The organism is Stappia taiwanensis (assembly GCF_014635285.1).
In the GTDB taxonomy this organism is placed as follows: Bacteria; Pseudomonadota; Alphaproteobacteria; order Rhizobiales; family Stappiaceae; genus Stappia; species Stappia taiwanensis.
Genome location: NZ_BMCR01000003.1, coordinates 528,157 through 552,367 on the forward strand (window position 1 = coordinate 528,157; position 24,211 = coordinate 552,367).

The window sequence follows — 24,211 nt, forward strand, 5'->3', positions numbered from 1 at the left end:
GCGACGTCACCCCTTACATGTTCGGGTAGTTCGGCCCGCCCGCGCCTTCCGGCACCGTCCAGGTGATGTTTTCGTTCGGGTCCTTGATGTCGCAGGTCTTGCAGTGGACGCAGTTCTGCGCGTTGATCTGGAAGCGGGGCGCATCCTCGCCCTCTTCGATCCATTCGTAGACGCCAGCCGGGCAGTAGCGGTTCGACGGACCGGCATAGACGCCTTGCTCGGAGCTCTTCTGCAGGGCCATATCCGCCACCTTGAGGTGGATCGGCTGATCCTCCTCATGGTTGGTGTTCGACAGGAACACCGAGGACAGCTTGTCGAAGGAGACTTCGTTGTCGGGCTTGGGGTAGGCGATCGGCGTATGCTTCGCCGCCGGCTCCAGGCACTCCGAGTCCTTCTTGCCATGTTTCAGCGTGCCGAACAGCGAGAAGCCGAACAACTCGTTGGTCCACATGTCGAAACCGCCGATGCCGATTCCGAGCAGGGTGCCGAAACGGCTCCACAGCGGCTTGACGTTGCGCACCGGCTTCAGGTCGGCGCCGATGGCGCTTTCCCGCCAGGCGGTGTCGAATTCGGTCAGCTCCGCATTGTCGCGGCCGGCGGCAAGGGCATCCATCACCTGCTCGGCGGCCAGCTTGCCGGAGAGAATCGCGTTGTGCGAGCCCTTGATGCGCGGCAGGTTGACCAGGCCAGCCGAGCAGCCGATCAGCAGGCCGCCGGGGAAGGAGAGCTTGGGCACCGACTGGTAGCCGCCCTCGGTGATCGCCCGCGCGCCATAGGAGATGCGCTTGCCGCCCTCGAACGTATCGCGGATCGCCGGATGGGTCTTGAACCGCTGGAACTCGTCGAACGGCGACAGATACGGGTTCTTGTAGCCAAGGTGGACGACGAAGCCGACGGCGACCTGGTTGTCTTCAAGGTGGTAGAGGAACGAACCGCCGCCGGTGCGGTTGTCGAGCGGCCAGCCGAAGGAGTGCTGCACCAGGCCGGGCCGGTGCTTGGCCGGGTCGATTTGCCACAGCTCCTTGAGGCCGATGCCGAACTTCGGCACATCGCATTCGGCGTCCAGCTCGAAGCGCTTGATTAGCTCCTTGGCGAGCGAGCCGCGCACGCCTTCGCCGATCAGCACGTATTTACCGCGCAGCTCCATGCCGCGGGTGTAGTTGGCATTCGGCTTGCCGTCGCGGCCGACACCCATGTCGCCGGTGGCGACACCGACCACCTTGCCCGCGTCATCGTACAGCACCTCGGCGGCGGCGAAACCGGGGTAGATCTCGACGCCGAGCGCCTCGGCCTTTTCCGCGAGCCAGCGGCAGACATTGCCGAGGGAAACGATGTAATTGCCGTGGTTGTTCATCAGCCGGGGCATGATGAAATTGGGCAGGCGGATCGAGCCGGCCGGGCCGAGCAGCAGGAAATGGTCCGCCGTCACCTCGGTCTTGAAGGGCGTGTCCGCCTCCTCGCGCCAGTCCGGCAGCAGCGCATCGATGCCAACGGGATCGACCACCGCGCCAGAGAGAATATGCGCGCCGACTTCCGAGCCCTTCTCCAGGACCACGACGGAAAGCTCCTCGCCCTTTTCCTCGGCGATCTGCTTCAGCCGAATGGCCGCCGACAGGCCGGCAGGTCCCGCGCCGACGATCACGACGTCGAAGTCCATGCTCTCGCGCTCCGGAAGCGCGTCCGCCTCGCTCATAGTGTTTTCCCCCGCATCGCTTTCGTGCCCGAAAGATGTTCTGAAACCGGTCATTGGATATGCGCCGATCCGGCAGGGCCAGCGCATGGGATGCCGGACGCACGCTGCTTTCTGTTTAGTGCACTGCGAAAGCGGCTGCAATGGTGCTTCCGGATCCTGTTGTATATTACGTTTACGTAAACGTTATGCGCAAGAGCCGTCTGTGAGATCCCTGCCGACATGATTGCCACGGGCGGGCGGATGCGGCAAAACGGGGCATGGCGTCAGGCACCCCCAAAGATCCGATTGCAGAGGACGGGCACACGGCAGCCGCATCGGCCGATCGCCGTGCGCTGGCGGCGCTGCTCGATTTCTATCTCGCGGCCGGGGTCGATACCGGCATCGAGGAGCTGGCCTATGATGCCTTCACCGCCTCCGAGCCGGCGGCGGCCGCCGCTGCCGCGTCCGCGTCTTCCCTGCCGCAGATGGCGGAATCGCCCTCCGCCGCATCCATGCCGGCACCCGCTGCGGGGCGCGCGCCGCTGCCGGGGTACGAGTCGCAGCCCGCCCCCCGCCCACCGGTTGCCGGCACCCACCAGGCGGTGCTTCCGGACGATGAGGCCATCGTCGCGGCCCGGGATGCGGCGCGCTCTGCGGCAAGCCTTGAGGAGCTGAAGGCGGTCCTTGCCCGCTTCGAGGCCTGCAATCTGCGCCTGACGGCGAAGTCCCTGGTGTTTGCCGATGGCAATCCCGATGCCGATGTCATGTTCATCGGCGAGGCGCCGGGCCGGGAAGAGGATCGGCAGGGCGTGCCCTTTGTCGGCCGCTCCGGCCAGTTGCTCGACCGGATGCTGGCGGCCATCGGTCTTGACCGCTCCAGCGCCTACATCACCAACGTGGTGCCCTGGCGCCCGCCGGGCAACCGCACGCCGAGCCCGCAGGAAACCGAGATCTGCAAACCCTTCATCCTGCGCCAGATCGAGCTGGTCGCGCCGAAGGTGCTGGTGTTCCTGGGCGGCGCCTCGGCCAAGGCGCTGACCGGGGCGCCGGAGGGCATCTTGCGCTTGCGTGGCAAGTGGCTGGACATGCCGCTCGGCGCAGGCCGGATCCGGGCGATGGCGACCTTGCATCCGGCCTATCTGCTGCGCACGCCGGCGCAGAAGCGCTATGCTTGGCGGGACTTCCTGGAAATCCGTGCGGCGCTGGACGCGGCCGGGGCCGTGCCCACGGACGGGGCGTCCGAGTAGGCGCAGGCGGAGAAGCGGTCTTCTGGAACCGGCCTGCTCTTCAATGGGCGAGGGGAAGGCTTATATTTGCGCGAGGTGGGGGAGGGGGCTCCTTCCCTGAACGCCTGGTTGATGTGAGAGGATCCAACGTGCTTGACGGTGTTCGCAAATACCTGCCCGGAAAACTGGGGGAGGTCCCCACGGTCATTCCCGTGGTGCGTCTTCAGGGTGCCATTGGCGTTTCCTCCTCGCCGTTTTCCTCCACCTTGTCGCTGGCCAATGTGGCTCGGCCGCTGGACAAGGCGTTTTCCATGCCCGGCCCGGCGGTTGCGCTGATCGTCAATTCGCCCGGCGGCTCGCCGGTGCAATCGCGGCTGATCCACAACCGCATTCGCTCGCTGGCCAAGCAGCATGACAAGGAAGTCCTCGTCTTCGTCGAGGACGTGGCCGCGTCCGGCGGCTACATGATCGCGGTGGCCGGTGATGAGATCATCGCCGATGCCTCGTCGATTGTCGGGTCCATCGGCGTGGTCTATGCCGGGTTCGGTTTCACCGGCGCGCTGGACAAGCTGGGGATCGAACGACGGCTGCACACCGCCGGCGAGAACAAGGCGCTGCTCGATCCGTTCAGCCCGGAGCGGGACGAGGACGTGCGCCACCTCAAGGCGATCCAGCAGGAGGTGCATGACGACTTCATCGACCTGGTGAAGGCCCGTCGCGGCGATGTGCTCAGCGAGGCGCCGGATCTGTTCTCCGGCCTGTTCTGGACCGGAACCGCCGGCCGCGATCTCGGGCTTGTCGACAGTCTCGGCGATCTGCGCTCCGTGCTGCGCGCCCGGTTCGGCGAAGAGGTGAAGACCCGGCTGGTGACCGCGCCGCGTTCCCTGCTGGGCCGGCGCCAGGGGGTGGGGGTTGCCGCCGCGCTGGGCGAGCTTCTGACCGGGCGCGATCAGGGCGCGGGGCTTGCCGAGGAGGTGATTTCCGCACTGGAGAACCGGGCGCTCTGGGCCCGGTTCGGTCTGTAGGTCAGGCCACCGGTGATTTTGCGTCCCCGGTGAAGGGGGCAGGCAAGGCAGGGGAGACAAGAAGATGGTCAATGCCTTTGGCATCGCGGCGCTGGCGCTTGGCGGCTATGCGCTGGTGCGCGCTGTACGCCGCGAAATGACCCGGGTGGAACGCAAGGTCTCCGAGGCCGCGCGGAAAGACACCGATGGCGCCCCGCCCAAGGCGCTGGTGCGCGACCCGGAGACCGGCCGCTATCGGCCGGAGGAATAGCGGGCGCCTCGCGTCCGTTTCCGTTATTCCGCCGGGACGCCGGCCAGCCGGGCTACCGGTTCCTCGCGGATCGGCCAATGCACCAGCGCGGCGAAGATGCTGAGGGCGATGCCGATATACCAGATCGCGTCGTAGGAGCCGGTCTGGTCATAGAGCCGCCCGCCCAGCCAGACGCCGAGAAACGCGCCGATCTGGTGCGAGAAGAAGACGAAGCCGAACAGCGTCGCCATGTAGCGCGGGCCGAACATCACCGCCACCAGTCCGGACGTGGGCGGCACGGTGGACAGCCACAAAAAGCCCATGGCGCCGGCGAACATCAACACGCTCAGCGGCGTCGGCGGCACCAGCAGGAACAGGCCGATGGCCACCGCCCGCCCCAGATAGATCAGGGCGAGGAAGATCGGCTTGGAGAAACGTCCGCCGATATAGCCCGATGCCAGCGCGCCGAACACGTTGCAAAAGCCGATCAGCGCAATGGCGCTGGCGCCCCATACCGGGTCGAGGCCGAGATCGACGATATAGGGCGGCAGGTGCACGGTGATGAAGGCGACATGAAAGCCGCAGACGAAGAAGCCGAAGGTCAGGAGCACGAAGCCACGCGTGCCGAAGGCTTCCCGGAGCGCTTCGATCAGGCTCTGGTCGTGCGCGCCCGGTGTCGCCGGACCAGCGTCGGGCTTGCCGCGCAGCGCAATGGCAAGGAAGGGCACGAGCAGCATTAGCCCGGACATGATCAATAGCGCGTTCTGCCAGCCGAAGCCGTCCAGCAGCCCCTGGCCGAGCGGCGCGAACAGGAACTGGCCGAAGGAGCCTGAGGCCGTACCGACGCCGAAGGCAAGCGAGCGCTGCGCCGGGGTGACCGTGCGGCCAAAGGCAGCGAGCACCAGCGAGAACGAGGAAAAAGCAACGCCGGTGCCGATCATTACGCCTGCGGAGAGATGCAGCACCAGCGGCGTTTCCGCCTGCACCGTCAGCACCAGACCAGCCGCGTAGAGCACGCCGCCGAAGGCGAGGGTGCGCGCGGTGCCGTAGCGGTCGGCGACCATGCCGGCGATCGGCTGGGCCGCGCCCCAGAGAAGGTTCTGGATCGCCAGGGCCAGCGCGAAGGTCTCGCGCGACCAGCCCTGGTCGCTGGTGATGGGGCCGAGAAACAGCCCGAGCGCGGAACGCGGGCCGAAGGTCAGCATGGAGATCAGACAGCCGCAGATGATGATCAGCGGAATGTTGGGGCCGTCCCTGAAACGGGCGGGCAGGGGCGTGGGCATGTGGCGGGTCCGTCGTGCGGCGGCGCTGGGCCGAGAGGAAGTGTTATCGGGACTATGCCGCGCTTTGCGAGCTGAAAATAATGAAACATGTTTATTCCAGATATTCGCATCTAGCATGAAACGGGCGTCCGATGAACATGATCGCCGCCAGCGCCGAGGCCGACCGCCTGATGGTCATCGAGGTGCCGGATTTCCGTGCCAGACTGTCCGTCTGGCTGCTTTTTGGCGGCGCGCGGGGCTCGCTGGCCTATGCCTTTTCTGCCCTGGAAATGCCCGCCCGTACCGGTTTCGATGATGAAACGGACGTTTGATCAATGAGTTGCGGTGTTTGTGACGGTTTCAAAAAGAAACCGTTTGGCAAGATCACGCCGCGCACTTATATATACCCCGAATGAGCATAACCACCGGCGCGAGCCGCCTTTTTTAAACCTCTGGTTATGCTCAAATTGAGCACAATGCATCCGGCGGCGGAAGCATTGCGGATGCAGGGGGATCGGAGCGGGAGGCCCGTCCGGTCGCCATCAGTCAGGGAGGTCGCCATGACCACCACCATCCTGTCCACCAGCTTCCAGGCTGGATCCTCCGAGCGCGGCGCGACGGCGCTGGACCGCTATGGTCCGGTGACGCGGCCCGATCTTGCCTACACGCCGGAGGTCGCGGCCGAGACCGCCCCCATCTACGAGAAGGTCAAGGACTTCATCCCGGAGATCGAGTGGCCGCTCCTGGCGCCGTTGATCCATGCGATCAACAAGCTGAAGCGCGAGCGCAACGCGGTCGTCCTGGCGCATAACTACATGACGCCGGAGATCTTTCACGGGGTCGCCGACATCGTGGGCGACAGCCTGCAGCTGGCCAAGGAGGCCGCCCGCACCGACGCTGAAGTGATCGTCCAGTGCGGCGTTCACTTCATGGCCGAGACGGCGAAGATCCTCAGCCCGGAAAAGACCGTGCTCATTCCCGACAGCAAGGCGGGTTGTTCGCTGGCCGAATCGATCACCGCCGAGGATGTGCGCGGCCTGCGCGAGAAGCATCCGGGCGTGCCGATCGTCACCTATGTCAACACCTCGGCGGCGGTGAAGGCGGAATGCGACATCTGCTGCACCTCCTCCAACGCGGTGCAGGTGGTGGAGAGCCTCAACGCCCCGCGCGTGCTGCTGATCCCCGACCAGTATCTCGCCGCCAACGTGGCGCGTCAGACCGACGTGGAGGTTCTCACCTGGGCCGGCGCCTGCGAGGTGCATGAGCGCTTCACCGCCGAGGAGCTGCGCGAGTATCGCGAGATCGAACCGGCGGTGAAGATCATCGCCCATCCCGAATGCCCGCCGGAGGTGGTCGACGAGGCGGATTTCTCCGGCTCGACCGCCGGCATGATCGACTGGGTGAAGACCAACCTGCCGGAGAAGGTCATGCTCGTGACCGAATGCTCCATGGCCGACAACATCGCCTCGGAGACCCCCGGCGTCGATTATGTCCGGCCCTGCAATCTCTGCCCGCACATGAAGCGGATCACCCTGTCGAAGATCCTCGATGCGCTGGTGGAGATGAAGGAAGAGGTCACCGTCGATCCCGAGGTCGCCGACCGTGCGCGTCAGGCCGTCGAACGGATGATTCATCTGAAAAGCTGACGGACGCCGCCGGCGCCCGTATCATGACGCCCCTGCCTTGCCCGCCCGGGCCGCTTTCCCGCGGTCCGGGCTTTTCGACCGTTTCGCGGCCAACCTCCTCACGACCGCCGGTCCTTTTTCCGGAACCGCATTCATGTCCGCATCCGCAACCAGCCACATCGACGACGTTGTTATTCTCGGCGGAGGCCTGACCGGTCTCTTCTGCGCGCTCAAGCTGGCGCCGCGTCCCGTCACCATTCTCTCCGCCTCGCCGATCGGTGAGGGGGCGTCTTCCTCCTGGGCGCAAGGTGGCATCGCCGCCGCCGTGTCCGATGAGGACAGCGCCGCCGCCCATGCGGAAGATACGCTGGCCGTCGGCGGCGGTCTTTGCGAGGAAAAGATCGTCCGGCTGATGACCGAGGAAGCCGGCGAGCGGGTGCGCGATCTGCTTGGCTATGGCGTGCCGTTCGACATGGATCTGGAGGGGCGCCTGCAGCTCTCCCGCGAGGCGGCCCATTCGGCCAACCGGATTGTCCGGGTGCGCGGCGACATGGCCGGCCGGGCGATCATGAATGCGCTGGTGGCCGCCGTGCGCCAGACCCCCTCCATTCGCGTGGTGGAAGGCTATCTCGGCGAGGAACTGCTGCACGAGGGGCGGCTCGTGACCGGCGTGCTCGCCCGCCGGCGCGGCGATCACGAACGGCTTGCCTTTCCCGCCCATGCGGTGGTGCTGGCCTCCGGTGGCATCGGTCATCTGTTCGCGGTGACCACCAACCCGCCGGAAGCCAATGGCCAGGGCGTTGCCATGGCGGCGCGCGCCGGCGCGGTGATCGCCGATGCGGAGTTCGTTCAGTTCCACCCGACCGCGCTGAATGTCGGGCGTGATCCTGCGCCGCTCGCCTCCGAGGCGCTGCGCGGCGAGGGCGCGGTGCTGGTGAACGGCGCCGGCGAGCGCTTCATGGAAGCGGTCGATCCGCTGAAGGAACTGGCGCCGCGCGACGTGGTGGCCCGGGCAGTGTTCGCCGAGATCGAGGCGGGGCGGGGGGCGTTCCTCGACTGCCGCGAGGCGATTGGTGCGGCATTTGCCGAGAAGTTCCCGACGGTTCATGCCGCCTGCCTCAGCGCCGGCATCGACCCGGTGCGCGAACCGATCCCGGTGGCGCCGGCTGAGCACTATCACATGGGCGGCATCCTGACCGATGCCAATGGCCGCAGCTCGCTCGACAATCTCTGGGCCGCCGGCGAGGTCGCCTCCAGCGGTGCCCATGGCGCCAACCGGTTGGCGTCGAACTCGCTGCTGGAAACCGTGGTGTTCGCCGCGCGCATCGCCGAGGACATTCAGGGGCAGATGCCCAATCCGCGCACGGCCCACTGGCCGGCCCTCAACGAGGACATTCAGGAAGCCACCCGCCGCAACGAGGTGGAGCGCAGCGCCATCACCGTGCTGCGCGAGACCATGGCCGCGCATGTGGGCGTGCAGCGCGATGAGGAAGGGCTGACCCGCGCCCTGGCGATCGTCACCGCGCTGGAGGCCCAGTGTCGCCGCCGGTCGATCCTCAACATGATGACCACCGCCAAGATCGTGGCCGGGGCCGCGCTGCTCCGGCGTGAAAGCCGGGGTGGGCACTGGCGCCGGGATTACCGTGGGACCGATCCGGCTCAGGCGCGCCGCTCCTTTCTCCGGTTCTCCGATGTCGAGGCATTGGCGAGGGAAGCGACCGAAAGCGCCATCGGACAGGCGGCGATTGCCGAAAAGGTGAAGCTATGAGCGGACGCGAGACCCTGCCGGATCTTCCGGCGCTGATGATCGAGGAAACGGTCAAGGCCGCGCTGCTGGAAGACTGGGGCCGGACCGGCGATATCACCGCGCAGGCGACCTTGCCGCGCTCTGCCCGCGCCGATGCGGTCATCGCCGCCCGGGTGCCCGGGCGGATCGCCGGCATTGACTGTGCGCTCACCGCCTTCCGCCTCTCCGCCCCGGAGATTCGCGCCGAAGCCCTGTGCCGGGATGGCGATCTCGTCGCCCCGGGGGACAAGGTGATGCGGATCGAGGGGCCGGCGCGGGCCGTGCTTGCCGCCGAGCGGGTTGCGCTGAACTTCCTGGGGCATCTGTCCGGTGTGGCCAGCGCCACGCATCTGTTTGCCGAGAAGGTCGCGCATACCAAAGCGCGCATCGTCTGCACCCGCAAGACCACGCCGGGCCTGCGCGCCCTGGAGAAATACGCGGTGCGCTGCGGCGGCGGTGCCAACCACCGCTTCGGTCTCGATGATGCGATCCTGATCAAGGACAACCACATTGCCGTCGTCGGCAGTGTCGCCGAGGCGGTGGCCGCTGCCCGGCGCTTCGCCGGTCATCTGGTCAAGGTGGAGGTCGAGGTCGACACGCTGGAGCAGTTGCGCGAGGCGCTGGACGCCGGGCCGGATGTGGTGATGCTCGACAACATGCCGCCGGCGCGCCTGCGCGAAGCGGTGGCAATCGCGAACGGCCGGGTGCTGTTGGAAGCTTCCGGCGGGGTCAATCTGGAAACGGTGGCCGGCATCGCCGAAACCGGCGTCGATCTCATCTCCGTCGGCTGGATCACTCATTCGGCGCCGGTGATGGATCTGGGGCTCGATATCGCACTGCGCGGCTGAGCCGGCTTACCCGGTCGCGTCCGGCGCGGTGCCCTTGAAGAAACGGCGCGCCTCCTCCTCGAACACCCGGGTGACCCAGGTGCCGGGCAGCCGTGCCGGCCGGGCGAGCGCGACCCGGTGCGGCGGGATGGGGTCTTCCAGCCGCAGATGGGCGACCTTTCCGCCGTCATAGGTGGTGCGATAGGGCAGTTCCGTCGCCAGCAGGCCGACGCCGAGCCGGCTTGCCACCATCGAGCGCAGCATCTCGATGGAATTGGTCTCCATGCCGATGCGCGCACTCAGCCCGCGCGCCTGAATGATCGACAGGAAGAAGTTCCGGCTTTGCGGCAGGTTGACGAGGATCAGCGGATCCTCAAGCACCCGGGCGAGCGAAACGCTGGTCTCTCCGGAGAGCGGATGATCGCCGGCCACCAGCGCATAGGGCCGCGCCTCATGCAGCGGCGTCATCTCCACATCTCCGCCAAGACCGAAGTCGTAGACGATGGCAAGGTCGATGCGTCCGGTCTCCAGCCAGGCGTGCAGGGTTTCCAGATCCGCCTCGTGCAGGCGCAGCCGGGCATTGGGTACGCGCGCCCGGAACCGGTCGATCAGGGCCGGCACATAGCGCGGCCCCAGGGTGGAAAACACCCCCAGATCCAGCATCGGCGGCAGCGGCGCCTCCTTGCCGGCGGAGGCGAGGATTGCCCGCGTCTGCGCACGCAGGCTGCGGAACTCGGCCAGTTTCTGACGCCCGAAACCGGTGAGCGCCATGCCCTGACCGGTGGCGCGCAGGAACAGCGGCTGGCCGAGGGTCTCCTCCAGCCGGGCCACCGCGAGGGACACCGAGGGCTGGGAGACGTTGACAAGGCGGGCGGCGGCAGCGGTGCTGCCGGTTTCGGCGACGGCGATGAAGTAGTCGACCTGCCGAAAGCTCAAGGGGATAGTTTCCATCTATCTCTTATATGAAAAGATTGTATTTCTTTCTATATCCGCCGCCCGCCTAGGGTGCTGCCTCACTTTTGTGTCTGCACCCTGGGCTCGCCGCCACGTGAGCCAGGCAAGAGGATGGCGGAAATGGAAACGGAAAAGGTGGCGCGGCCGCTCGACGGCGTGCGGGTGCTCGATTTCACCCGGGTTCTGGCCGGACCCTATTGCACGGCGATGCTGGCCGATCTCGGCGCCGATGTGATCAAGATCGAAAGCCCCGGCGGTGACGATTACCGTCATGTCGGGCCGTTCCGCGAGGAGGAAAGCCTGCTGTTTCAAGCGGTTAATCGCGGCAAGCGGTCGATTGCGCTGGATCTGAAGGACCCGGCGGCGGTGCAAAAGGTGCGGGAGCTGGTCAAGTCCGCCGATCTTCTGGTGGAGAATTTCCGGCCCGGAGTGATGGCAAGGCTCGGCCTCGGCCCGGAGGCGCTTCAGGCGGAAAACCCTGGGCTGGTCTACCTCAGCGTGTCCGGTTTCGGGCAGAGCGGGCCGAATGTCGCCCGCCCCGCCTATGACATCATCGTTCAGGCGATGTCCGGCCTGATGCATCTCAGCGGCGAGCCGGACGGAGCGCCGACAATGGTCGGCGAGGCGGTGGCCGATGTGGCCGGCGGCGTGTTCGCCGCCTTCGGGGCGATGGTCGCCCTGTTCGAGCGTCAGCGCACCGGTCGGGGGCGCCATGTGGATGTGGCCCTGTTCGATTCCCTCCTGGCGATGATGCCGACGGCGGCGACCCGCGTCCTGATGGCCGGCGAGGATCCCATGCGCACCGGCAACCGCCATGCCCTGTCGGCCCCCTTTGGCACCTACCGGGCCTCGGACGGACATTTCGCCGTGGCGGTGCTGAACGACCGTCTGTTCCAGGCGTTCTGCCGGGCGATCGGCGAGGAGGCGCTGGCCGCCGATCCGCGCTTTGCCAGCGATGTGCTGCGCCGTCAGAACGAGCCGGCCCTGGCCACCCATATCGAGAGCTGGTCGGCGGGGCTGACCGCGGCGGAGGCGGTCGAGCGGCTTGCCGAGGCCGGCATTCCGGCCGCGCCCATTGAGACTGCCGCGGACGCCTGGCGCTCGCCGCAGGCCTCGGCGCGCGGCCTTGCCAGCATCGTCGATCATCCGCTGTTCGGGGCGCTGTCGGTCCCCGAGCAGCCGGTGCATTTCTCCGGCGCGCCCCGGGGCGGCCGGCGGCCCGCGCCGGCCCTCAATCAGCATGAAACCGAAATCCTTGCCGGACTGACCGAAGGAGCCAGCCAATGACCCCGACATTCCGTGATGACGAAGCGATGATCATCGACCAGATCGCCCGCTTCGCCGAAAAGACGCTGGCGCCGCAGGCCGCGCGGATCGACGAGGAGGGGCAGTTCGCCACCATCCATCTCGATGCGCTGGCGGAAATGGGCATTCTGGGCATGAACCTGCCGGAGGAATACGGTGGGGTGGGGCTTTCCGGCCCAGCGCTCTACCGGGCGGTGGAGCTGATCGCCGGTGCCTGCGGGTCCACCGCCTCCATGCTGACCGCGCATTTTCTGGCAACCGATTCCCTGCTTCTGGGCGGCGACGAAGCGCTGAAGAAGCGCTATCTGCCGGCGGCGGCCGAACGGCGGATGCTCGGTGCCTTCGCACTGACGGAACCGGAAGCGGGCTCGAACCCGGCGGACATGCGCAGCCACGCGGTGGCCGAGGACGGGGGCTATCGGCTGAAGGGCTCCAAGTGCTTCATCTCCAATGCCGGCGCGGCCGATTTTCTGGTGGTCTATGCCAAGACCGACCGGAGCGCCGGCGCGCGCGGGGTCAGCGCCTTCGTGGTCGAGCCGAAGACGACCGAGGGCATCGAGATCGGCCCCAATGAAAAGACCATGGGCTTGCGCGGCGGCCATGTTTTCAGCCTGTCTCTCGACTGCCATGTGCCGGCGGAAAATCTCCTGGGTGCGGAGGGCACCGGCTTCCGCACTGCGATGAAGGTGCTCGACAACGGCCGGATCGAGGTGGCGGCGCAGGCGACCGGCATCGCCGAGGCTGCCCTTGAGGCCGCCGTTGCCTATGCCAAGGAACGCAAGGTCGGCGGCCATGCCATCGCCGATTTCCAGGGGCTGCAGTGGATGCTCGCCGATATGGCGACCGATCTGGCGGCGGCGCGGGCACTCGCCTATCAGGCGGCGGAAAAGCGCGGCACCGGTCAGCGTTATTCGCGCGAATCCGCCTTCGCCAAACTCTACGCCAGCGAGGCCGCCTGGCGGATTGCCGACCGGGCGCTGCAGATCCACGGCGGCTACGGCTACACCTGCGACTTCCCGCTGGAGCGCTATCTGCGCGATCTGCGTATCTTCCGCATCTACGAGGGCTCCTCGGAGATCCAGCGCACCATCATCGCTCGTGATTTGCTGAGTTGATATCGTTGTCCGGGCCGAGGTGGCAGACGGAAACCCCGTCCTGTGTTGCCTTGGCCCGGCTCTTGAGCACCGCGATATGCGTGCTCAGGGTGTCGGGATCATTGACCCGCACCCGCCGGGGAAGGAACAGCACCGCGATCGAGCAGGACAGCAGCGGATAGCGCTGCGGCTGACCTTTCCGGTCTCTGGCCAGGATGAAGCCCTGGCGCCGGTGGCTTGCCTCATGCAGACTTTCCGCCTCATGCCGGAAGTCCCGGCGCAGCCCCCGCATGACTTCCTCCAACTCCTCAATGGGGATACCTGCGAGGCCGAGAAAGAAATCATCGCCGCCGACATGGCCGATGAAGGCTGAGAGGTTCTGAAGCTTGCGCCGGGAGATCTCCGCAAACAGCATCAGGGCGCGGTCGCCGAGGCGAAAGCCGTAGGTGTCGTTGAAGGGCTTGAAATTGTCGAAATCGACGTAACAGAAGGCCCGATCGACGTCAGATTGTCGCGCTGCCTTGCCGATATGGTCGAAGATTGCCGCATTGCCCGGCAGCTTGGTCAGCGGGTTCTGGTCCTGTGCGTTCCGCAACCTTGCTTCGTTGGAAAGCTTCAGGAGAGCATTGGTCGGCAGATAGCCCGCATAGCGACCGCTCCGCGTGATCACGATGCCCTCGGAGCGGGCCGAGCTGCTGATCTCCACGAGGGTTTCCAGCGGGGTGTGGATGTCCGCCACGGCGCAGTGGCGGATGAAGCGCCGCAGATGATTGTCGATGGTGGGATTGAGCAGCAGGTCGCGCCCGTAGGACGTATAAAGCAGGCTCTTGAGATCGGGTTCCAGTATGAGGCCGGCCGGGTGATCGAGAGGATCGAGCACCGGCAACACGGTCTGTCGGGCGTTCGTGCGGAAGATTTCCAAGGCTCTGGAGATGCTGGCCCCGGTGCGGATCGAGGGCAGAACCTCCATCTCCTGCATCAGGAAATCCGGATCCGCGCCAGGGGCTTCGCCATGGCGAAGAGCGGCGGCACCAATGGTGTCATAGCACCGGCGCAGGGTCTGAAGATCAAGCGTGGGCTCTGCAATCAGCGCCCCTTGCACCAGATCGCAGCCCATCTCGCGGCAGGCCCGCAGATCCGCTTCCGTTTCGACATTTTGCGCAAGCACCCGCCCGCCGAGCGCATGGGCCAGATCGACCAGACTGGCGGCGAACCGCATCCGGCGCGCATCCCCATGTAGACCCGCGAAGAAGCTGCGGCCCAGCTTGAGCAGGCGCGGTCCCTGTTCGTAGAGCGTCTGCAGTGGCGTGCCGATCGACTCCAAGCCGTCATGGGCATGGGAAAAGCCAAAGCCGCGCGCCGTCATCACGAAACGATCGATTCTGTCCTGCCGGATCAGCCCGTTCGCCGCTGGAGGTTCGAGACAGATCGCTTCTGGCGCCAGTTTGTGCTTGGCCGCCAGGTTCCGGGTTTCCTTCAAAAGAGCGCCGTCAAGATCGAGGATATGCCTGCTGACCGGCAACAGAAGCAGGAGGGAGCGTGCCTCCGCGATCCGGGCGAAACGGGCGATGGCCCTGGCCCGCAGCAGGGTCACGAACTCCGTGAGGCAACCGGTCTCGACGGCGAATTCGTGGGCGAGGTGGGGCGCCTCGAAGCCGAGTTTTTCCGCCCCGCGCAAATGCGCGCCCAGCCCCTGAACCTCGCCGGTGTGGCTGTCAACAAAGGGCTGCAAGGCAATGTCGAGATGCGCGCGCGCATTGGCCAGAAACAGATGGCTGTTCCGGTGCGAGCGCCAGGCTTGCGTCAGACTGTCGATGTCATGGTTCATCTGCGGGGCTCCGCGGCCGCTCGCCGGCCGGCGCGCGCGACCCACATGCCCGGGCTGGGCACGGTCGAACGTCGTGAGCCAATGCTTAGCTGGGGAATTTTACGGCAGTGTTACGCCTATACGCAAAAACGCGGAGGTCGCCGATGGCAATTGGGCAGGAGCTGATGAGCACAGGGCTCGTTGCCATCCACTGCCTCATGCGTAGCGGAAGCAATGGACGGAAAGTGATTGCCGGGCTCAAGCAGGAACTGAGGGCGGCAGGGCCGTGACCGCCTTCGACCGAGCACGCGGTAGGCGGACGGCAATGCCGTCAGCTCCAGCCGCCGCCCTTGGTCTTGTAGAAGATGTGCTGGCCGATCTTTTGCAGCCGGGTCATGTAGCGGGCCCAACGCGGCTTGACGTAGGTCGCATGGTAATGGGTTGAGGCGCCGACCTTCTTCAGATACCGCTGGCCGGAGACGGTCTCCCGCGCCACCTTCTGCGCCACCTTCCAGCGCTCGCGATCGTTGATGCGGTCGCGGATGCCATCGCAGGCGAAGGAGAACTGGCAGCGATTGCGCTTCGTGCGGTTCTGGTAGACGACCTTGCAAATGGTCGGCGGATAGGCGGGGTTCTTCACCCGGTTGAGGACCACCTGGGCGACGGCCACCTGACCGTTGAGCGGTTCGCCGCGCGCCTCGAAATAGACCGCCTCGGCAAGGCAGCGCTGTTCCTTCGCGGCGAGCACGCTGGCCGGCAGCGGGCGTTTGGCCCACCAGAACGGGTCGCTGTCGCTATTGGCTTCAAGCGCCGCCTCTTCCTCGGCTGAGAGCGGCAACGTGCTGCCGCCAAGCAGCGCCTCAAACGGCGCGCGGATGTTTTCCGTCCCCGCGGGCGCATAGGCGGACGCAAGCGAAACGCTGGTGGCGGCCACATTGCGGGCAATGGCCAGCCGGGTCAGGTCGAGCGGGCTTCTGTCCGTCTGCGTGGCGGCAAGGGCCGTGCCGGTGGTTGGCGCGGATTGAATGAAGGCGACGCGCGGGTTCTGGACAGCCCGGTTCTCGCCGATCAGGCTGGCCATCTGGTAGACGGCGCCGGCGGCAACCCCAACCATCTGTCGGTCCGGCGCCATCGACACATAGCGGTCGCCCTTGGCGGCGCGGTTGACCCTGGTCTTGTCCGGCAGTGTCCCGGGGGCCGCTTCCTTGACGTAGCTTTCCAGCCCGCGCACCACCGCCGGATCGGATCCGGGCATGGCGTTGGTGACGGCATAATCGGGCGCGTCATCCTGGCGCGGGCGGGAGGCATCGGCAAGCACAAGGGTCGGCGCCAAGCTGGAGGCATGCGGGGCGGCCTCGATCGCCGACATCCAGCGCGGGGCATTGGCGCGGTTCGCCTCCATCAGCGCGGCGATGTCCTGCTCGGCCACCGGCAGGGTTGCCAGGAGATAGAAGGCGGGCGCCGAGGCGGCGAGCACACCGATGGCGCGGCCGCGTTTGCGGCTTCGCGGGGAAGCTGATTGCACCGTGCCAAACATACGCGGCAACTCCGGTCCTGGGCGATACGCGGTGACGGCGGGCGGCAAAGGCCCGCCAGACGTGTCAGTGCCTATCCTCCGCTCTTAACCTTGAGAGAGGGTTAACCGGGCCGGAAGTCGGCGGAAACAGGGAGATGGACCCGCCCCGTTCCGGTGAAGGCGAGGCAAAGAGGGTTAATGACTGTGCTAAAAATTTGCACAACCGTTTGCGGCGTCGAATGTTTTCAGATGTTGCCAGCGGCGGGGTCAGAAGGCGCAGGAGGCTTCGAACCGGCATTCGCGCCCGCCGGTCGGGTGGCGCAGGGTGAGGCTTTCGGCATGCAACTGCAAACGCGGAGCAGCGTTCTGCGCCTCCGGCCCGGCATAGAGCCGGTCGCCGAGGATCGGATGGCCGAGGCTGAGCATATGCACCCGCAATTGATGCGAGCGGCCGGTGAGCGGGAACAGGCGCAGGCGCGTCGTGCCATTTTCGCGGGCGAGCACCTGCCAGCGGGTCAGCGCCGGCTTGCCCCGTTCCGGATCGACCATCTGGCGCGGCCGGTTCGGCCAGTCGCAGATGAGCGGCAGGTCGACCTCGCCTTCGTCCGCGGCCACCTCGCCCCAGACCCGGGCGATATAGGTTTTGGAGAGTTTGCGTCGTTCGAACTGCAATCCCAGATGCCGCTGCGCGGGCGGGTTCATCGCCATCACGACCACGCCGGAGGTGTCCATGTCGAGCCGATGCACCAGCCGCACGTCCGGAAGCCGTGCCCGCGCCCGGGTCTCAAGACAATCAGCCAGTTCCGGCGCTTTGCCGGGCACGGTCAGTAAGCCGCTCGGCTTGTCGAAAACGACCAGATCGGCATCCTGATGCAGGATCGTCAGGAAGGGTTCGGACGGCGGTGCGTAGACCAGGGGAGGGAGGGCGGCGGACGACATGCCGTCCCTTTACCGCGTCGGCCCGCCCGCGCGCAATGCACCAGGTGCTTCCACCCCGCGCGGAGAGGGTATTCTGCTTTCCCGCGCGATCAGCGGGTCTCGCCGGCGGGAAAGATCATGCAGGTTTCCACGCCATGGGCGATCAGTTTGCCGTTTTCATCGACGAGCCGGGCCTCGGAGGTGGCCATGCGCCGGCCCCGGTGCAGCACCGTGCCGTCGCAGATGACACGGCCGCTGGTTTCGAACAGCGGGCGCACGTTGTTCACCTTGAATTCTATGGTGGTGTAGCCCTCGCCGGGCTGCAAGGTGGTGTGAACCGCGCAGCCAAGCGCGGAATCCAGGATCGTGGCGATCCAGCCCCCATGCACCATGCCCATCGGATTGTAATGGGCAAAGCCCGGCTTGCCCTCGAAGCGGGCGCTGCCCTCATCGACCGTGGTCAGGATGAAATTCATGGTCTGGCAGATCGGCGGCGCGGGGAAGCGGCCATCGAGCATCGCCTGGAGCATGGCAAGGCCGGTCATGGTCGCGGTTTCGGCCCGGTCGGCCAGTCCGAAAGTCCGCTCCTGAAAGTCCATCTGTCCTGCTCCCGATTGATACGTGTATCAGCACATAATCACGAGCTGACGTATAAGGCAATGGCCTGGCGAAGCGGGCAATACTGTGAGGGTGTCCTCACAATAAGTGCTGATGCACGGAAATTGCGGCCGTGCTAGCATGCGTCATGAGCAACGATCTCCTGTGTTCCTGTCACCGGCTGCGCCGCGCCGGGCGCGCGGTAACCCGTCTATACGAACGCGCGCTGGATGGCAGCGGCGTGACCATCTCGCAATTCGCCGTGCTGGCGGCGCTGGGCGAGGGGCACGCGCGCAGCGTGTCGGAACTGGCGCGGCTTCTGGGCAGCGATCGCACCACCATGACCCGGACGCTGGAGCGCCTGCTCGCCGCCGGTCTCTTGCGGGAGGACCCCGGGGAGGATCAGCGCGAGCACCGGGTCATGCTGACCGATGCGGGACGGACGGCCTTTGCCGACGCGGTTGTCTGCTGGCGCCGGGCGGAAGGCACGCTCAACCGGGCGATGGGGCCGGAGCGGCTTGCCCTGTTGTGGCAATTGCTGGAGGAGGCGGAAACGGCGACGCGAAGTTTCGATCCGTCCCGCGCGGCGCGCAAGGCGCGAGAAGCGCGGTAGATGTGGGCTGTTGCCGGGTTACCGGCCGCCGACCCGCAGGCCGAGCGCCGGGCGCTCCTTCAGCACCTCCCGCCGGAAGCGGAACAGCGCCGCCGGGCGGCCACCGGTCTGGGTCGAGGTTTCTCCCGTCGGTTCGACCAGTTCGGCCTTGTCCACCAGACGGCGGAAGTTCTGCTTGTGCACATGGCGTCCGGAAATTGCCTCGACGCAGCGCTGCAGGTCGGTCAGCGTGAAGGTGCGCGGCATCAGCTCGAACACCACCGGGCGGTATTTCAGCTTGGCACGCAGGCGCGAGATGGCGGTGGCCAGGATCCGCCGGTGGTCGTAGAGCATCGCCTGGCCGAGCGGCGGCAGGCAGGCGCGTTCCAGCGCGGCCGGGCGGCCGTCGCGCCGCGCCTCAGCAAGAAGGCCGGCCTCGAACAGCAGTTCGAACCGGTCGAGCACCTTTTCCTCGTCCCAGATCCCGTCCTGAATGTCGAAGGCCTGATGCATCCGGTCTTCGCGGCTTTGCGCGCGCGGGGGGCTGCCCGCCGGCACCGGCGCGGCCACCCAGCGCTCCAGCGCCGGCAGGATGTGCTCGGTGACGATGCCCGGGCAGCCGGAGCGCCAGTCCTCCCAGGGGAAGAAATCGTACCAGGATCGCCAGGTGGCGTTCTCGCGCGCCAGCGCCTCTTCCGACTCGCTGGTTTGCCGCGCCAGCGCCAGATAGCCGACCGAGACCACATGGGGGCCTTCGTCGCTGTGGATGTGATGCCGGCCCCGGTCGCCGAAGGTGTAGAGCTGCTCCACATAGCCAAGGGTGAGTGCGGTCTGTTCCTCCACCCATTCGCGCAGGCCGATCTCGAAGGTGCGATGGCGCTCCGGGTCGAACGGGCCGAAGGGCAGGGAGGGTGCCTGCTGGGCAATCGGCGTCGCCACGGTCAGCACCAGCGGCTGGGGGTCATCGACCGCGACGATCACCGCGTTGAGGCCAATCTCGATCATCGGTCGGTCAGCGCTCCACCCCGGCCACGGGGGCAGGGTCCAGCGGCACGGTGAACGGGGTTCCCTGGAAGGCGTCCGCGCCCCGGCCAATCGCCCTTATGCCGTCGATCATCCGGCCGTCCCGGTCGAGCAGCCGGTCGGCGATCGCCACCAGCCGGGCATTCGGCGTCGCCGAGGCGGAGGCCAAACGCAGCGCCGTTGCCAGTCCGGCTTCGCAGGCGTCGGGCCGGAGGGCGCAGGCGGTGATGTAGGCGGCCGCCGTGGAGCGGCTGATGCCGGCAAAGCAATGGATCACCATCGGCGTGGCCCCGTCCCAGTCGCCGACGAAGTCGAGCAACCGGCGCACATGCTCTTCGCCTGGCGGGGTCATGCCCTCGGCCGGGGTGGTGATGTCATGAAAGGACAGAAACAGATGGTCGTCTTCAGCGATTTCCGGCGGTCGCGGCACCACCGTTCCGGCGCTGATCAGGGTCACCAGCCGGCGGGCGCCGGTAACCCGCACCGTTTCCGGCAGATGCGCGAGGGAGCAGACGGTGATCATGGCGTGGTCTCCGTATCGGCGATGCTGTCGCAAGGTAGCAGGTCTGCTGCTTGGCGTCTGGTGTCAGGCGTTCGGGATCCGCTGCGCTCGTTCGTTTTCTACCGTCGCGGTGTCTGGGTCGCGCGCGCCTGTTCGATCTCGGCGAAGCGGGCCAGAAAACGCGCCTGGGCCTCTGCCGCGGGCAGCGGGTTGAGGCCGAGCCTCGGCGCGCCTTGCGGCCCGGCGTCGAAGCCGCGCGGCCGGCCGAACAGGCGCCCAGCCTCCCGGTCATCGAACCCGGCCAGCTCGACCGCCTCGAAATAGGCGGAAATCATGTCGGCGCGCTTGGCCAGCGTCTTGACCGTCTTCGGCGTTTCCGCCGGCAGGCCGAAGCGCAGGTGAATGGCACCCTGAAGCCGCGCCTCGATCTCCTTGTAGCTGCCGCCCATCACCGTCTTGAAGGGCGAGATCATGTCGCCGATCACATATTCGGGGGCGTCATGCAAAAGCACCGCCTGGCACCAGTGCGGCGGCAGGTCCGGTTTCAGCCGCCGGGCCAGCTCCTCCACCAGCAGCGAATGCTCGGCCACCGAAAAGGCGTTGTCGCCGATGGTCTGTCCGTTCCAGCGCGCCACGCGGGCGAGCCCGTGGGCAATGTCCTCGACCTCGATGTCGAGCGGCGAGGGATCGAGCAGGTTGAGACGGCGGCCGGAGAGCATCCGTTGCCAGGCGCGGGGTTCGGTTGATTTCATGGAGCCCGTTCGTGTCATCGCGTCGGTGGGAAGCGTGGCCGGTCGCGGCCGCCTGTGTCAATCGTCGGCGGCCGCCGTCTCCGGCCAGGTGAACCGGGCAAACTCTGGCAGGGCGAACCGGAGCGCAATGCCGTCTGCGGCAACCGTCGTGCCCGCGCTCTTGGCAGCTGCCACCCGGTCGAGACGGACAAGGGCGAGCCCTTGCGCGCCATCGACGGAGCCAAGCGTGCCCACCGGCTTGCCCGCCGCCTCGATGGCGCTGCCGGTAGCGGGCAGCGCGCTGTCCGAGGTGACCTTGACGATACGCCGGCGGGCGGTGCCGCGATGCTGCATCCGGCTCACCACCTCCTGGCCGATGAAACAGCCCTTGTCGAAGGCAACGCCGCCCAGATCGTCCATGTCCACGTCATGCGGGAAGGCATCGCCATAGGCAAAGTCGAACGGCGCTTCGGGAACGCCAAGGGCGATCCGGTGCCGGTGGTAGGCGGCGGCATCCGCGGTTGTCTTGGCGGGGGGGGAGCCATCGCCGGACGCGGGCACCACGGCCCGCTGTCCGAGCGCGGCAAGCCGGGGGTCGATTGCATGGGCCAGGGCAGTCTCCAGCGCTGCGACCGCGCCGTCCCAAAGGGCCAAAACCGCCGTTTCCGCGCTGATATCGGTGATTTCCACCTTGCTCCGCAGCCGGTAGAAGGTCAGCCGCTTGACCAGATCGCCGGCGGCGGCGCGCGGCAGGTCGAGCAGATAGTCCTCGCCTTGGCGGAAAATGAGGAAGTCGAACAGGATCTTGCCCTGGGGCGTCAGCAGGGCGCCCGCTCCAGCGCCGTTCTCCTCGACCCGGTCGAGATCGCAGGTCAGGAGATTTTGCAGGAACCCACGCGCCTCTGGCCCGCCGATCCGCACCACGCCCCGGTCTTCCAGATGCGCGATCTTGCCCATGCCCATGCGTTCCCTCCGTCCGTGTCGGTCCGTCGTTTCAAGGCTGTAAGCGACATAGGCCGGATCGGCGGGAGCAACAAGGGGGCGAACAGGGTTATCCGCCGGTCCGGCGCGAGGGGCCGTTGTTTCAGGCGGGACCAAGAAAAGGCGATGCCGGGCGGTGACTGGGAGCAAGCTCGCTCATCCGCGCCCGAGGCGGGATCGGCTTGATGGTGAAAAGGCGGGGAACCCGCTGGGTGTCGGCGTCGCTGGCCAGTGCCATCAGCGCCTCGATCTGGTCGCCAACCCGGCGGTGGGTCTCGGTCTCGATGCGGATCCGCCGCCAGACATGCCTCTGGATGACAAGGTCCAGGCAGGCCTTCAACTCCACGATCAGGAACTCGAGATCGAGGGTCGGCAGGCTGAGATAGCTTCGCAGTTCATCGAAGATGGTCCTGAGCACCGCCGCATAGGCCATCTGTTCGGCGGCCGGGCGCAGCTCGTTGATGTCGAGGCACTGGATCTGCGCTTCTTCCCGGGCGGTTTCGATGAAGGCGGCGATTTCCGCCGCCGTGGCGGTGATGGTGCCATCCTCCATCGATAGCTGGCGCATCAAGAGGGCAGCTTCGAAAATATCCAGAATGCGCCGGGACAGCAGATGCACAAGCTCGCGCAGGGCCTGTTCCTGCGCCGGATGACACTCCACGAAGTTCATCTCGATGATGTCGAAAAGACCCGCTTCGAAGGCCTCGCCGACCTTGCGCAGGCAGGGCGTGTGCTCCAGCAGCGCGTTAACCGCCGGAAGGGCGTCGGCCTCGATCGGGCAGTCGCTCATGCGGATGTCGTCGATGTCGGTGAACAGATCCGGGACCGGCAGATCCCTGATGGCTTGGCTGGTGAGCACGGCGATCTCCATCGCGGAACGGGTGGTCGCGTTTTGCAAGGTCTGGTTGTTCGGGTTTCGGGCCGGGAGGGGCCGATGCAGAAAAGCATTCCGAATCGCGCCCTGAGTCGCAACGGGGAATTGCAATCCGAAAGGCAAGTTTTTTCTTCTCAGCCTGTTGAGCCTTTGTGGATGAGCGTTCGCGCGGGAGCTGTCGGCCCGCATTCGCACCGCCCGGCCTGTGATGGCGATCACTGCGATGTGAACGCCGGCGCGGCATCTAACGATGCGGGCTAACCAGAGATTCACCGGTCGCCGCTAGGGTTTCCCGGACCGTCGGCGCGTACCGAGTAGGATGGGTGTGAACATGATCGGATTGCTTTCGAACGGCGCGCATCTTCCGCGCGGCAAGGCTGCCCTCGGAGTGGCCGCCGCGATGACGATGTGGACCGTGCTGCTCGCCCACGCGCCGGCACAGGCCCGCGATGCCGGCCAGTTGACGCCGGTGGCCGGTCAGAGCGCGCCGGTGATCGCGCCCGACGATCCGTTGCAGGTGATCGTATCGCTGAAGGAGCAGCGTCTCGACGTCTACCGGGGTACGAGGCTGATGGAGAGCTCGCGCATTTCCTCCGGCAAACGCGGTCACGGCACCCCCACCGGCGTGTTCAGCATCCTGGAAAAGCGCCGCCGGCATTTCTCCAACATCTACGACAATGCCCCCATGCCCTACATGCAGCGCCTGACCTGGTCGGGCATCGCCCTGCATCAGGGGCGGGTGCCGAATTATCCGGCCTCCCATGGCTGTGTCCGCCTGCCCGGAAAATTCGCCAAGCGGCTGTTTTCGCTGACCGAACGCGGCGCGCATGTGGTGGTCACCCGTGAGTTGACACAGCCGGTGCCGATTTCCCATCCGATCCTGCCGCAACCGGCGGTGCGCGCGACCGAGGTTGCCAGCCTGGATGAGACGGTGGGGACGACCGGAGGGTTGCGCGGCGCGCTCGACGCGGGCAAGCCGGCCGCAGTCGCCGCGCTGGTGGTTGAGACGGAACGAGCCGCCGAGGAGCCGCGTGTTCCCTTGCGTATTCTGATCACCCGGACCGATGCCCGCGAGCGCCTGCGCGACATGCAGCGGCAGCTCCACCGGCTTGGCTATGCGCCGGGGCCGATCGACGGGGTGATGGGCCGCCGCACTCGCGAAGCTCTGCGCCTGTTCCAGGAAGGGGCCGACCTGCCGGTGACCGGCGAGCCGACCGATGTGGTGCTGCGCGCGCTCTATGCCGAGGCGGGCGAGCCCGGGCCGGCAACCGGCAAGCTCTACGTTCGGCGCAAGTTTCGCGAGCTTTACTCGGCCAATGTGGTTCTGAAGGACCCGGATGCGCCGACCGGCACCCATATCTTCACCGCGCTGGGGCCGGATGCATCGGCGAAGGAGGGGGCCGCGCCCATGCGCTGGATGCAGGTGACGGCGGCGGAAACGCCGGGCGTGAGCGTTGCAACCGTGCTCGACCGAATCGAACTCTCCGACGAGACCCGCGCCTTCCTGGGGGCCCGGCTGGTGCCCGGAACCTCGCTGATCGTTACCGACCGGCCGTTTCGCCTGCATTCCGGTCTCGGGACGGATTTCGTCGTCACCACGCGGCAGTAGCCGGGCTTTGCCCAGAATGTCGTTCCTGCTCATGGGCATGTCGGCAATTGACATGC

The 24,211-nt window shown here is 66.7% G+C and carries 23 protein-coding genes; 11 read left to right on the top strand and 12 right to left on the bottom strand.

Annotated features, from left to right (window positions below):
- Positions 1–13 precede the first annotated feature (13 nt).
- Positions 14–1,693, bottom strand: coding sequence for an electron transfer flavoprotein-ubiquinone oxidoreductase (locus tag IEV83_RS09830; protein WP_181760167.1), 1,680 nt, complete (start codon positions 1,691–1,693; stop codon positions 14–16).
- 257 nt (positions 1,694–1,950) lie between these two features.
- Between IEV83_RS09830 and IEV83_RS09835 the strand changes: the two genes are divergently transcribed.
- From IEV83_RS09835 to IEV83_RS09845, 3 genes are all read left to right on the top strand, one after another.
- Positions 1,951–2,919: a uracil-DNA glycosylase gene (locus IEV83_RS09835; protein ID WP_188478592.1), complete on the top strand. Its 969-nt coding sequence runs from the start codon at positions 1,951–1,953 to the stop codon at positions 2,917–2,919.
- A 128-nt stretch (positions 2,920–3,047) separates the two neighbouring features.
- The gene (locus tag IEV83_RS09840) at positions 3,048–3,923 is read left to right on the top strand and encodes a S49 family peptidase (protein ID WP_181760460.1); all 876 of its coding nucleotides are present in this window, start codon (positions 3,048–3,050) and stop codon (positions 3,921–3,923) included.
- Between the two features lie 64 nt (positions 3,924–3,987).
- The gene (locus IEV83_RS09845) at positions 3,988–4,173 is read left to right on the top strand and encodes a hypothetical protein (RefSeq protein WP_181760459.1); all 186 of its coding nucleotides are present in this window, start codon (positions 3,988–3,990) and stop codon (positions 4,171–4,173) included.
- A 23-nt stretch (positions 4,174–4,196) separates the two neighbouring features.
- Here IEV83_RS09845 and IEV83_RS09850 read toward each other — a convergent pair whose 3' ends face one another.
- The gene (locus IEV83_RS09850) at positions 4,197–5,435 is read right to left on the bottom strand and encodes an MFS transporter (protein WP_181760458.1); all 1,239 of its coding nucleotides are present in this window, start codon (positions 5,433–5,435) and stop codon (positions 4,197–4,199) included.
- A 131-nt stretch (positions 5,436–5,566) separates the two neighbouring features.
- Between IEV83_RS09850 and IEV83_RS09855 the strand changes: the two genes are divergently transcribed.
- The 4 genes from IEV83_RS09855 (at position 5,567) to nadC (ending at position 9,673) form a co-directional block, all read left to right on the top strand.
- The gene (locus tag IEV83_RS09855) at positions 5,567–5,746 is read left to right on the top strand and encodes a hypothetical protein (protein WP_181760457.1); all 180 of its coding nucleotides are present in this window, start codon (positions 5,567–5,569) and stop codon (positions 5,744–5,746) included.
- Between the two features lie 228 nt (positions 5,747–5,974).
- A complete protein-coding gene (gene nadA / locus IEV83_RS09860; protein ID WP_181760456.1) occupies positions 5,975–7,060 on the top strand; it encodes a quinolinate synthase NadA in 1,086 nt (361 codons plus the stop codon).
- A gap of 133 nt (positions 7,061–7,193) precedes the next feature.
- Positions 7,194–8,807 (top strand): L-aspartate oxidase, encoded by a 1,614-nt coding sequence (locus tag IEV83_RS09865; RefSeq protein WP_181760455.1) that lies wholly within the window; start codon positions 7,194–7,196, stop codon positions 8,805–8,807.
- On the top strand, positions 8,804–9,673 hold the full coding sequence (nadC, locus tag IEV83_RS09870) for a carboxylating nicotinate-nucleotide diphosphorylase (protein ID WP_181760454.1): 870 nt from the start codon (positions 8,804–8,806) through the stop codon (positions 9,671–9,673). The genes IEV83_RS09865 and nadC overlap by 4 nt, the downstream gene beginning before the upstream one ends.
- 6 nt (positions 9,674–9,679) lie before the next feature.
- On the opposite strand, the gene IEV83_RS09875 is transcribed toward nadC, so the two are convergent.
- A complete protein-coding gene (locus tag IEV83_RS09875; RefSeq protein ID WP_181760453.1) occupies positions 9,680–10,588 on the bottom strand; it encodes a LysR family transcriptional regulator in 909 nt (302 codons plus the stop codon).
- Positions 10,589–10,726: 138 nt separating this feature from the next.
- Between IEV83_RS09875 and IEV83_RS09880 the strand changes: the two genes are divergently transcribed.
- Both IEV83_RS09880 and IEV83_RS09885 read left to right on the top strand, forming a co-directional pair.
- Complete coding sequence (locus IEV83_RS09880; protein WP_181760452.1) at positions 10,727–11,893, top strand: CaiB/BaiF CoA transferase family protein; 1,167 nt, start codon at positions 10,727–10,729, stop codon at positions 11,891–11,893.
- Positions 11,890–13,026: an acyl-CoA dehydrogenase family protein gene (locus tag IEV83_RS09885; RefSeq protein WP_181760451.1), complete on the top strand. Its 1,137-nt coding sequence runs from the start codon at positions 11,890–11,892 to the stop codon at positions 13,024–13,026. Before IEV83_RS09880 ends, IEV83_RS09885 begins: the two co-directional genes overlap by 4 nt.
- Here IEV83_RS09885 and IEV83_RS09890 read toward each other — a convergent pair.
- The 4 genes from IEV83_RS09890 to IEV83_RS09905 form a co-directional block, all read right to left on the bottom strand.
- On the bottom strand, positions 13,001–14,833 hold the full coding sequence (locus tag IEV83_RS09890; RefSeq protein WP_181760450.1) for a bifunctional diguanylate cyclase/phosphodiesterase: 1,833 nt from the start codon (positions 14,831–14,833) through the stop codon (positions 13,001–13,003). The two genes, IEV83_RS09885 and IEV83_RS09890, sit on opposite strands and share 26 nt — an antisense overlap.
- 310 nt (positions 14,834–15,143) lie before the next feature.
- On the bottom strand, positions 15,144–16,349 hold the full coding sequence (locus tag IEV83_RS09895) for a cell wall hydrolase (protein WP_181760449.1): 1,206 nt from the start codon (positions 16,347–16,349) through the stop codon (positions 15,144–15,146).
- Between the two features lie 246 nt (positions 16,350–16,595).
- A complete protein-coding gene (locus IEV83_RS09900) occupies positions 16,596–17,267 on the bottom strand; it encodes a pseudouridine synthase (RefSeq protein WP_181760448.1) in 672 nt (223 codons plus the stop codon).
- An 89-nt stretch (positions 17,268–17,356) separates the two neighbouring features.
- Entirely contained in the window at positions 17,357–17,845 is a 489-nt protein-coding gene (locus IEV83_RS09905) for a PaaI family thioesterase (RefSeq protein ID WP_181760447.1), read from the bottom strand.
- 146 nt (positions 17,846–17,991) lie between these two features.
- On the opposite strand from IEV83_RS09905, the gene IEV83_RS09910 reads away from it, so the two are divergent.
- Complete coding sequence (locus IEV83_RS09910) at positions 17,992–18,456, top strand: MarR family winged helix-turn-helix transcriptional regulator (protein WP_181760446.1); 465 nt, start codon at positions 17,992–17,994, stop codon at positions 18,454–18,456.
- Between the two features lie 18 nt (positions 18,457–18,474).
- On the opposite strand, the gene IEV83_RS09915 is transcribed toward IEV83_RS09910, so the two are convergent.
- From IEV83_RS09915 to IEV83_RS09935, 5 genes are all read right to left on the bottom strand, one after another.
- The gene (locus IEV83_RS09915) at positions 18,475–19,440 is read right to left on the bottom strand and encodes an NUDIX hydrolase (protein ID WP_181760445.1); all 966 of its coding nucleotides are present in this window, start codon (positions 19,438–19,440) and stop codon (positions 18,475–18,477) included.
- A 7-nt stretch (positions 19,441–19,447) separates the two neighbouring features.
- Entirely contained in the window at positions 19,448–19,981 is a 534-nt protein-coding gene (locus IEV83_RS09920) for a tyrosine phosphatase family protein (RefSeq protein WP_181760444.1), read from the bottom strand.
- 98 nt (positions 19,982–20,079) lie between these two features.
- Complete coding sequence (locus IEV83_RS09925; RefSeq protein WP_181760443.1) at positions 20,080–20,712, bottom strand: HD domain-containing protein; 633 nt, start codon at positions 20,710–20,712, stop codon at positions 20,080–20,082.
- Positions 20,713–20,769: 57 nt separating this feature from the next.
- Positions 20,770–21,654, bottom strand: a complete 885-nt coding sequence (ygfZ, locus tag IEV83_RS09930) for a CAF17-like 4Fe-4S cluster assembly/insertion protein YgfZ (RefSeq protein ID WP_181760442.1) — start codon at positions 21,652–21,654, stop codon at positions 20,770–20,772.
- Positions 21,655–21,775: 121 nt separating this feature from the next.
- Entirely contained in the window at positions 21,776–22,735 is a 960-nt protein-coding gene (locus tag IEV83_RS09935; protein ID WP_188478594.1) for a hypothetical protein, read from the bottom strand.
- A gap of 142 nt (positions 22,736–22,877) precedes the next feature.
- On the opposite strand from IEV83_RS09935, the gene IEV83_RS09940 reads away from it, so the two are divergent.
- Positions 22,878–24,155 carry a L,D-transpeptidase family protein gene (locus IEV83_RS09940; protein WP_209003071.1) on the top strand — a complete coding sequence of 426 codons (1,278 nt, stop codon included), beginning with the start codon at positions 22,878–22,880 and terminating at the stop codon, positions 24,153–24,155.
- Positions 24,156–24,211: the final 56 nt, after the last annotated feature.

Coding starts and splice junctions, on each gene's coding strand:
- IEV83_RS09935 (WP_188478594.1), bottom strand. CDS start 22,735: ATGCGGGCCGACAGCTCCCGCGCGAACGCTCATCCACAAAGGCTCAAC.
- IEV83_RS09845 (WP_181760459.1), top strand. CDS start 3,988: ATGGTCAATGCCTTTGGCATCGCGGCGCTGGCGCTTGGCGGCTATGCG.
- IEV83_RS09905 (WP_181760447.1), bottom strand. CDS start 17,845: ATGGACTTTCAGGAGCGGACTTTCGGACTGGCCGACCGGGCCGAAACC.
- IEV83_RS09880 (WP_181760452.1), top strand. CDS start 10,727: ATGGAAACGGAAAAGGTGGCGCGGCCGCTCGACGGCGTGCGGGTGCTC.
- IEV83_RS09895 (WP_181760449.1), bottom strand. CDS start 16,349: ATGTTTGGCACGGTGCAATCAGCTTCCCCGCGAAGCCGCAAACGCGGC.
- nadC (WP_181760454.1), top strand. CDS start 8,804: ATGAGCGGACGCGAGACCCTGCCGGATCTTCCGGCGCTGATGATCGAG.
- nadA (WP_181760456.1), top strand. CDS start 5,975: ATGACCACCACCATCCTGTCCACCAGCTTCCAGGCTGGATCCTCCGAG.
- IEV83_RS09855 (WP_181760457.1), top strand. CDS start 5,567: ATGAACATGATCGCCGCCAGCGCCGAGGCCGACCGCCTGATGGTCATC.
- IEV83_RS09835 (WP_188478592.1), top strand. CDS start 1,951: ATGGCGTCAGGCACCCCCAAAGATCCGATTGCAGAGGACGGGCACACG.
- IEV83_RS09890 (WP_181760450.1), bottom strand. CDS start 14,833: ATGAACCATGACATCGACAGTCTGACGCAAGCCTGGCGCTCGCACCGG.
- IEV83_RS09925 (WP_181760443.1), bottom strand. CDS start 20,712: ATGAAATCAACCGAACCCCGCGCCTGGCAACGGATGCTCTCCGGCCGC.
- IEV83_RS09920 (WP_181760444.1), bottom strand. CDS start 19,981: ATGATCACCGTCTGCTCCCTCGCGCATCTGCCGGAAACGGTGCGGGTT.
- IEV83_RS09865 (WP_181760455.1), top strand. CDS start 7,194: ATGTCCGCATCCGCAACCAGCCACATCGACGACGTTGTTATTCTCGGC.
- ygfZ (WP_181760442.1), bottom strand. CDS start 21,654: ATGGGCATGGGCAAGATCGCGCATCTGGAAGACCGGGGCGTGGTGCGG.
- IEV83_RS09915 (WP_181760445.1), bottom strand. CDS start 19,440: ATGATCGAGATTGGCCTCAACGCGGTGATCGTCGCGGTCGATGACCCC.
- IEV83_RS09850 (WP_181760458.1), bottom strand. CDS start 5,435: ATGCCCACGCCCCTGCCCGCCCGTTTCAGGGACGGCCCCAACATTCCG.
- IEV83_RS09830 (WP_181760167.1), bottom strand. CDS start 1,693: ATGAGCGAGGCGGACGCGCTTCCGGAGCGCGAGAGCATGGACTTCGAC.
- IEV83_RS09900 (WP_181760448.1), bottom strand. CDS start 17,267: ATGTCGTCCGCCGCCCTCCCTCCCCTGGTCTACGCACCGCCGTCCGAA.
- IEV83_RS09940 (WP_209003071.1), top strand. CDS start 22,878: ATGATCGGATTGCTTTCGAACGGCGCGCATCTTCCGCGCGGCAAGGCT.
- IEV83_RS09910 (WP_181760446.1), top strand. CDS start 17,992: ATGAGCAACGATCTCCTGTGTTCCTGTCACCGGCTGCGCCGCGCCGGG.
- IEV83_RS09885 (WP_181760451.1), top strand. CDS start 11,890: ATGACCCCGACATTCCGTGATGACGAAGCGATGATCATCGACCAGATC.